Source organism: Longimicrobiaceae bacterium (genome assembly GCA_035696245.1).
Taxonomy (GTDB): Bacteria; Gemmatimonadota; Gemmatimonadetes; order Longimicrobiales; family Longimicrobiaceae; genus DASRQW01.
In genome coordinates this window covers 1-8,241 of record DASRQW010000463.1, presented here as the reverse complement: position 1 = coordinate 8,241, position 8,241 = coordinate 1, and the positions used below count along the sequence as shown (strand labels likewise).

The following is an 8,241-nucleotide window of genomic DNA, read 5'->3' as shown; positions in this document are numbered from 1 at the left end:
CCCAGCAGCGCGGGATAGATCTCCTGGACCACGTTTTGTGCGGCGCGGCGCACACCCTTGCCCAGGTAGCGCCCTTTCTCGCCGTCGCGCAGCTCCACCGCCTCGTGCTCGCCCGTGCTGGCGCCGCTGGGCACCGCCGCGCGCCCCCGCGCCCCGCTCGACAGGATGACGTCGGCTTCCACGGTGGGGTTGCCGCGGGAGTCCAGGATCTCGCGGGCACGGATGTCGGCGATGGTGGTCATTGCTTTCGGGAAAGTCGTTCGGGAGGCGTGATCGACGGGAGTGCAGCCGGGCGGCAACGTACCATTGGGGTTACGCAGTGTCAACGTTGGTCCGCGCGGATTTCCCTGTGGTGGTGCGGAGGGTTCTTCTCGCCATGGCGGGCACACGTAGCTCGGCGGGACGCGGTGGTCCGATCGATTCGGCGACAGGTCGCGGATCGAGACGGACGGCGGAGGCTTGGTCGCGGGACCGCTCCGGAGCCGGGCGGCGATACTGCCTGCCGCCCGTCTCCTCCGCGGGGGCGGTGAGCCTCCTCCTCCGGCGGGACGATACTGCCTGTCCCGCCTCCGTCCGGGGTCTCCCCGCCCGCGAGGCAGCCCCGGCAAACCGCCGCCGGGTCTCCCTCGCCGCATGTTGTTTGGGGTACGACGGACGAACGGCACCACCCGCGCATCGGCCACTCGGCCCCGCGTCCGAGACGCCGCCACAACACCCCCTCGACTCCGAGGTAATCTACCAATGCGTAGGGGTGCGATTCATCGCATCCGCAACTCTCAGCACGCGAAGAATTTCCGCCTATCCAGCAATGTTCAATACGCCGCCGGCAGGTCGAGCAGCACCCCCGGCGCGACCGGCTCCGCATCCTCCGCCCGATCCATCAGCGCGGCCGGAAGCGCCTCCACCACGTCGCGGGGGAGGAGGCCGCGGCCACGGCCCGCGATCTCCGCCGCGCGCCCGGCGAAGTAGAGCGCGAGGGCCGCGGCGTCGCGCGGCGTGCATCCCACCGCCAGCAGCGCCCCCGCGATTCCCCCCAGCACATCCCCCATCCCGCCCGTCGCGATGCCGGAGTGGCCGGCGACGTTCACCATCGCGCGCTCCCCCGGTGCGGCGGCGATGGACGGCGCGCCCTTCAGCAGCACGGCGCACCGGAAGCGCTCCACCGCCTCGGCTGCGGCCGCGAACGGGTTCGCCGTGACGTCGCCAGTCTTCTTCCCCAGCAGGCGCGCCATCTCGCCCGGATGCGGCGTGAGCAGCAGCGGCCGGTCCGCCGCGTCGCGCAGCGTCGGATCGGCGGCGAGCAGCGTCAGCGCATCCGCGTCGAGCAGCACGGGCGAGCTTCCGCGGGAGAGCACGCGGCGCAGCATCTCCCGCTCCGCATCTCCCGTCCCCATCCCCGGCCCGGCGACGATCGCCTGCGAATCCTGCAGCTCCTCCGCCAGGCCGTCCATCTCCCGGTCCGCGTAGAGCGCTTCCGGGATCGCCGTCTGCACGATCACGCGGTTGTCGGCGTGGGTGACGACGCGGACCTTCCCCGCCCCCGCCCGCAGCGCTCCCATCGCGGCGAGCACCGACGCGCCCGCCATCCCCGACCGCCCGGCGAGCACGGAGACGAGCCCCATCGTGCCCTTGTGCGCGTTCGGCGCGACGGGCGGAAGGTGCGGGGCGGCCCAGGCGGGCGTGACGAGCTGCGCGCCGTACCCGTCCGCCGCGAGCGGATCGAACCCGACCTCCACGGCGACGATGCGCCCGGCGTGCTCGCGACCGGGAAAGAGCAGCAGCCCGCGTTTGGGTGCCCCGAAGGTGACCGTGACCTCCGCGCGCACCGCGGCGCCCGGCCGCGCCCCCGTGGTCATGTCGATGCCCGACGGCCCGTCCAGCGCCACGATGGGACAGCCCGAGCGCGCCATCGCCTCGATCGCCGCCGTCTCCGCATCCCGCGGGGCGCCGCGCGCGCCGGTGCCCAGCAGGCCGTCGACGATCACCGCCGCGCCCGCGAACGCCGCATCCGCATCCCCGGCACTTACGACATTCACCTCCCAGCCGTGCAGCAGCGCGGCATCGTCGGGGCGCTTGCCGGCGAGCACCGCCGCGACCTCGCGCCCCCACGAGCGGAGAACGCGCAGCACGACGATGGCGTCGCCGCCGTTGTTGCCCGCGCCCACCGCCGCCACCACGCGGCCGTGCGGGTACAGCCGGTGCACGACCGCCGCAGCCGCGCGCCCGGCGGACTCCATCAGCACCCGCTCGGGAATTCCGCGCGCGTCGATGGACGAGCGGTCCCATGCGCGCATCTCCGCCGCGGTGAGGACGGGGACCGTGCAGGCGGCGGAGAACGGCAGATGCGCAGAGGCTACAGGCGAGGAATCCAAGGGCGGATCCGTTGCGGAAGGGTGTTAACGCGCGATGCCCACGGCCGGGTGGCCGTGGGCATTCCGTGCGGGTGCAGTTGTTTCGCCCGCCGTTACTTGTAGCTCTGGCCGATGGTGCGCCCGAAGCTGATCTCGCCGTTGTCGATCCGGATGTTGAAGCCGCAGTCCGGGTTGGTGCAGACCCACGCCTTGTAGGTGATTGGGGCGCCGTCGCGCCCGTAGTCCGACATGGGAACCAGCGTTCCCGCACCGCATTTCTTGCACGGCGGAAACTCACGTTCGTCCGGCATCGCTCATCCCCTCCCCTCAACAGTAACGATCCTCGGGTGCACCATGCCTGGCGCACCCGCGTACTCGGACGAGGAGGTGCACGCCGCAAGCCCCGTTCCACAGAGGACGGTACGTTTGCCGACGCGCGAACGGATCTTTTCGGGGAAGCGGAAAGGCGGGGGATACGGCTAGATGCCGATCACGCGGGGGGTGCACCAGGGGTAGCGGCTCTCGAACGCCTCGGTGAAGCAGAACACGCCGTCGAAGTCGCCCAGCGAGTCCTCGGACTGCTTCACCAGCACGCCGCACTCGACGAGGGCGAACACGATCTCGCCGAAGTCGCGGGTGGAGCGGATGCCCCAGTACGACAGGACGCTGCGCGCCATCAGCCCGTACCGGTCGAGCGCCAGGTCGCGGCAGCCCTCGGCCAGCTCGCGGCCGGTGATGTGGCGCGCCTCGCCCAGGCGCGAGATGGTGAACTGCAGCCCGGCGAGGATGAAGACGTACGCCGTGTCGTGGTACGCGGGATGGTCCCTGCGCAGGCGGTCCATGATCGGGTCGGCGAGCACCGCACCGTCCATCGTTCTCCCTCTTGCTTCGTGGGTCGTGCGCGTCGCGCCGGGGCGGGCGCGCGCCGTGCGGGCGCGGCGATGCGGGACGCCGGGAAGCCCGGTCCGCGGGCGGGTGCCGGCGGAGCGACGGGTTCAATACCGCACATCAGCCGCCCGCGTTCCGATACAGCACGCGCTCCCCCACGCGCACCGGCGCCACCGCCCCGGCCGTCGCCTCGCGCAGCTCGTCCGCCAGCGCGTCCACCGCGGCGAGCGGCACGGACACCTCCACGCTGCCGCGCGTGCCGCCGCCCGCGTAGCCGTGCTCCATCTCCGTCGCCCCCGCGCGCTCCAGCGTGCGCATGACCGCGGCCGTGTGCTCGTACCCGTACTCCACCGCGAGGCGCGCGGCGGGCGTGCCCGTGCGCTTCGGCGCGACTTCGAGCGCGAGGGCCGCCGCGTCGCCGTACGCGCGCACCAGGCCGCCCACGCCCAGCTTCGTCCCGCCGTAGTAGCGCGTGACGATCACCACGCAGTCCGTCACCCCCGCGCCGTCGATCGCGGCGAGGATGGGCGCGCCCGCGCTGCCGGACGGCTCGCCCGCGTCGTTGGCGCGGTACACGCCGCCGCGAATCCGCCAGGCCGAGCAGTTGTGCGTGGCGTCGAACCGCCGCTTCTCCACCGCCGCCAGCCGCGCCCGCGCCTCCGCCTCGTTTCCCGCGGGCGCGGCGAGCGCCAGGAAGACGGAGCCCTTCACCTTCGTCTCCGCCTCCCCCTCGCCCGCCAGCGTCACGAACGGCTCGTCCGCGCTCACCCGCGCCTCCGCGTGAACGACGGACGATGGCGGTACGGCGGGATGTCGGAAGATGCGTCAGATGCGGGCAAGGCAAGGCCGGTCCGGGAGATGAGAATCGTCCGACAGATTGCCCCTCCCGCGCCCGCCGCGCAACGCCGCCGCGCATCCGCCACCAGCAGCCAACGCGCATCCGCCGACGCACTCGCCCACACCAGCCGAATCACATCCGGCGACGCGCTCCCGCCGACGCCAGCTGCAGCGCCTCCGCCGACACGAGTCGCCGCGCATCTGCCGATGCGCGGCCGGAGCGCGCCAGCCGCACATCCACCGTGACGTGCCGCGATGCGCATCATCCGCCGCTCATCTACCGATGGGCCGCCCCGCATCTCCCCCACGCGCGGTGCAGGCGGATGCCTACCTGCCCGTCAGCCTTGTGGGGGATGCGGCGAACGAACGTGGCCGGAGCACGAGGCGCGTTTTCCGGGAGCTGTGTTCCGGACGCGTCTGCGTTTTGCTTTCACCCGCCGCGCGTCCCGCACAACCGGCACCGGCCGCATCCAGACGGACGCGGGAGCCGGATGCCGAGATGCGGAGAAACTCCAGACGTCGGCGAGATGCACCGGATTCTCATCGCCTTGCTGCTGTGCACGGCCGTCTGCGCGTGCGACCTGCCGCGCGACGCGGACGGCACCACCGCGCGCATCCGCGGCGGCACCCTGCGCGTGGGCATCGTGGAGAACGCGCCGTGGGTGACCGACTCGGCCGGCGTGGTGGGCGGCGTGGAGGCCGCGTTCGTCGGACAGGTCGCGCAGGAGATGGGCGCGCGCACCGAGTGGGTCCGCGGCCCCGAGGGCGAGCTGATGGACGCGCTGAAGGCGCGCGAGCTGGACCTGGTGGTGGGCGGGCTCACCGCGTCGCTGCCGTGGTCCAGCCAGGTCGCCTTCACCCGCCCGTTCTACACCGACACCATCGTCGTCGGCGTGGAGCACGGCACGCTTGCGCCGCGCGAGCTGAAGGGCGTGCGCGTGGCCGTGGAAGCGGGCGACCCCGCGGGCGAGTACCTGCGCGCCAAGGACGCGGTGCCCGTGCACGTGCGCGACCTGGCCGGCGTGCGCGGTCCTGTGGCCGCGCCCACGTGGCGGCTGGCCTCGCTGCACCGCGTCCCGTCCGGCATCGTGCTCCACGAAGACCCGCACGTGCTGGCCGCGGCCCCGGGCGAGAACGGCTGGCTCGTGCTCCTGGAGCGTCGGCTGAAGGACCGGCGCGCGTCGTTTCCCTCGCTCCTGCGCACGGCGAAACCGTGATCCTCTTCTCCGCGTTCCGCTTTCCCCGCGAGCAGCAGGAGCAGCGCCGGAAGGCGCGCAGGCTGGCCTGGCTCAGCATCGGCCTGCTCGCGTCCACGGCCGTGATCATGTTCCTCACGCTGGGCCAGTCGCAGGCCATGAAGACCGCCTGGGCCGAGGACCTGCTGGGCATGATCCCGCCCGCCGCGCTGCTCGTCGCCACGCGCATCGAGGAGCGCAAGCCCAACGAGCGCTACCCGTTCGGCTACTTCCGCGCCATCTCGGTCGCCTTCCTCGCCACCGCCGCCGTGCTCACCACGGTGGGCCTGTGGCTGCTGCTGGACGCCGTGATGAAGCTAGTGAAGCATGAGCGCCCGCCGGTGGGCACCACGGAGGTCTTCGGGCACCAGGTGTGGGCCGGCTGGCTGATGATCGCGGGCCTCGCCTATGCCGTAGGCGTAGGCCTCACGCTGGGCACGCTCAAGCGCCCGCTCGCCGCCAAGCTGCACGACCACGTGCTGGCCGCCGACGCAGACATGAACAAGGCCGACTGGATGGCCGAGGGCGCCGCCATCGTCGGCATCCTGCTGGTGGGCTTCGGCTTCTGGTGGGGCGACTCGGCCGCCGCGGCCATCATCTCGCTCAGCGTGATCTGGGACGGGTGGGACAACCTGCGCCAGGTGATCGGCGACCTCATGGACGAGTCGCCCACCGAGGTCGGCAGCCTGGAGATGGAGGACTTGCCGGACCGCCTGAAGAAGGCCGCCGAGCGCCTGCCGTGGGTGGAGAGCGCCGCCGTGCGCCTGCGCGAGCACGGCCACGTCCTCTCCGGCGAGGTGTTCGTGGTCCCCCGCGAGCGCAGCGCCATGCTCGAAGAAGCGGAGTGCGCCGCCGCCGAGCTGCGCGGCATGGACTGGCGCCTCCACTCGCTCGTCGTGGTCCCCACCGCCAGCATCGAGTTCGCCCCCGACGGCGACGGCAAGCACGCGGACGGCGACGGCAAGCACACGGCCTGACGCCCATCTCTCCGATCCGCTGCCCGCAAACACCGCAGCGCACCGATCGGCGGAATGCGGAGGATGTAACGTGCGAGCTGGTCGGGAGATGCGCAGCAGCGCGGAGATGCGGGCTCGCGGGAGATGCGCGGCTTCTGTGAGATGCAGGCGGGCGTTCGCCGGACGGCCGTGTCGGACGATGGCCGGCTGTCCGAAGATGCGCGCCGAGCGATGCGCGAACGTCGGCCACCTTTGCCGATTCGCGGACGACCGGCACGGCCGTTCCCGCCGCACATCCGCCGATGCGCGGCGGGAACGCGTGTCGTGCCGGGCTGGACCCCGCAAACGGGGGGAGTGTACCTTTTGCGTCGATGCGCACGGAGCGGCACGCTCCACCCGCCGCGCATCTCCCGCGCACCTCCCCCACTTCCCCGATCTCCATGCCCGCCGACACTCCCCTGCCCGCCCACACGCCCGCGAAACCACAGCCCGCCGGCCGCTTCCGCCTGCGGACGTGGGCGAACGCGGTGGCGCTCACGCGCGGTCTGCTCGCCTTCGCCGTCGTGGCGATGCTGTACGCCGGGCGCGAGCTGTACGTCGCGGCGTGCGCGATCACGCTGGTGGCGATCTGGATGGATGCGCTGGACGGCTGGGTCGCGCGCCGCCTGGGCGAGGTCTCCAAGTTCGGCGCGGTGCTCGACATCCTCACAGACCGCATCGTGGAGATGACGTACTGGATCGCCTTCGCCGCGCTCGGCTGGATCCCGGTGTGGATGCCGCTGATCGTGGCCGCGCGCGGCTTCCTGGTGGACGGCGCGCGCTCCTTGGCGTTCGAGCAGGGCCAGACCGCCTTCGGCGACACGACGATGATGACCTCGCCCCTCGGCCGCTTCATCGTCGCCTCGCGCGCGAGCCGCAACCTCTACGGCTTCGCCAAGGCCGCCGCCTTCGCGCTCCTCATCCTCGCCTACGCCTCCCAGATCCCCCCCAACGCCCGCACCTACATCCGCATCGCCGGCGAAGTCAGCGCCTACCTCGCCATCATCCTCTGCGTCGTCCGCGCCCTGCCGGTGCTGGCGGAAGGTGCGAAGCTGGCCGAGCGGTAGGGCGAGGTGCCCCTCCGCTCCGCTTAAAACAGCGATTCGAGTAACCGTAGCCGCGTTGAGCCTGGTGCGACCGAGAGATAAGCTAGGTGATGTGCGGCGATTGCATCAGCAGAGCCTGACGACGCGCCCTTCCCCGATAACCATCTCCTGAACCCGTTGTGGCCAGCGATTTCGAAACGGAAAATCGTCTACGTCGAGCGCGGGCACTATCATGCCGTCTTCCTGCGCGCCGCGCAGTTCCTGCGATGATCGTGCACCTCCATCACACGCGACTTGCGGAACGCATGGCGCGGCGCCTGTATTCACCAACAGGCCAGTGTAGGCACTTGTCCGGGCGAGGTAAGTATGTGCACCTTCAGTCAAAGCAGCGGGGTGGTCGGAGCTCCCAGCACCGCCGCAAGCGTTGCCGTGTTTGGGAATAGCAACCGACGACACAAACTCTTCTTATTCGAAACCTTGAGTGGTGCGAATGCTCTTGGAGCTCTTCCTCCAAGTTCTCTTTGCCGGAATCGCAGCGGCTACCAGAAGACGTAAACGCCGGTTCCAATTTTTCCACCAAAGGATACATCGTACGCGAGGCGACATGGGAATCTTACAATCACCAGCTGTGATTGCCAGTTTCGGAGCGCTGGTCGTGGAGGTTGGCCACTGGTATGAGCTACGGCATAAGCTGCCTGCCAAAAATAGATCCGTTGTATGCCGTCCGGAATACTGGTTGATCACCGCGGTAATGATCCTTTGTTCCGGCATCGGAACGCAATTATGGTATGAGGGGGAACCGATCTTTAATGCGCGCCACTACCTGATAGCGGGTGCCGCATTTCCTGTGTTGTTGAAACGGACGGTTGGTGTGTTCCTCGCGAAGAAG

The 8,241-nt window shown here is 70.7% G+C and carries 9 protein-coding genes; 4 read left to right on the top strand and 5 right to left on the bottom strand.

Annotated features, from left to right (window positions below):
• The 5 genes from eno to VFE05_20970 all read right to left on the bottom strand — a co-directional run.
• On the bottom strand, positions 1-242 hold a 242-nt coding region (gene eno / locus VFE05_20990), incomplete at its 3' end, for a phosphopyruvate hydratase (GenBank protein HET6232565.1).
• A gap of 570 nt (positions 243-812) precedes the next feature.
• Positions 813-2,372 carry an NAD(P)H-hydrate dehydratase gene (locus VFE05_20985; protein HET6232564.1) on the bottom strand — a complete coding sequence of 520 codons (1,560 nt, stop codon included), beginning with the start codon at positions 2,370-2,372 and terminating at the stop codon, positions 813-815.
• Positions 2,373-2,464: 92 nt separating this feature from the next.
• Complete coding sequence (locus VFE05_20980) at positions 2,465-2,602, bottom strand: hypothetical protein (protein HET6232563.1); 138 nt, start codon at positions 2,600-2,602, stop codon at positions 2,465-2,467.
• 228 nt (positions 2,603-2,830) lie between these two features.
• Positions 2,831-3,223 (bottom strand): Minf_1886 family protein, encoded by a 393-nt coding sequence (locus VFE05_20975; GenBank protein ID HET6232562.1) that lies wholly within the window; start codon positions 3,221-3,223, stop codon positions 2,831-2,833.
• Between the two features lie 136 nt (positions 3,224-3,359).
• The gene (locus VFE05_20970) at positions 3,360-4,007 is read right to left on the bottom strand and encodes a YigZ family protein (protein ID HET6232561.1); all 648 of its coding nucleotides are present in this window, start codon (positions 4,005-4,007) and stop codon (positions 3,360-3,362) included.
• A 596-nt stretch (positions 4,008-4,603) separates the two neighbouring features.
• Between VFE05_20970 and VFE05_20965 the strand changes: the two genes are divergently transcribed.
• The 4 genes from VFE05_20965 to VFE05_20950 form a co-directional block, all read left to right on the top strand.
• Entirely contained in the window at positions 4,604-5,293 is a 690-nt protein-coding gene (locus VFE05_20965; GenBank protein HET6232560.1) for a transporter substrate-binding domain-containing protein, read from the top strand.
• Positions 5,290-6,288: a cation diffusion facilitator family transporter gene (locus tag VFE05_20960; protein ID HET6232559.1), complete on the top strand. Its 999-nt coding sequence runs from the start codon at positions 5,290-5,292 to the stop codon at positions 6,286-6,288. Before VFE05_20965 ends, VFE05_20960 begins: the two co-directional genes overlap by 4 nt.
• Before the next feature lie 419 nt (positions 6,289-6,707).
• Positions 6,708-7,373 carry a CDP-alcohol phosphatidyltransferase family protein gene (locus VFE05_20955; GenBank protein ID HET6232558.1) on the top strand — a complete coding sequence of 222 codons (666 nt, stop codon included), beginning with the start codon at positions 6,708-6,710 and terminating at the stop codon, positions 7,371-7,373.
• 583 nt (positions 7,374-7,956) lie between these two features.
• A partial coding sequence (locus tag VFE05_20950) for a hypothetical protein (protein ID HET6232557.1) occupies positions 7,957-8,241 on the top strand: 285 nt, incomplete at its 3' end.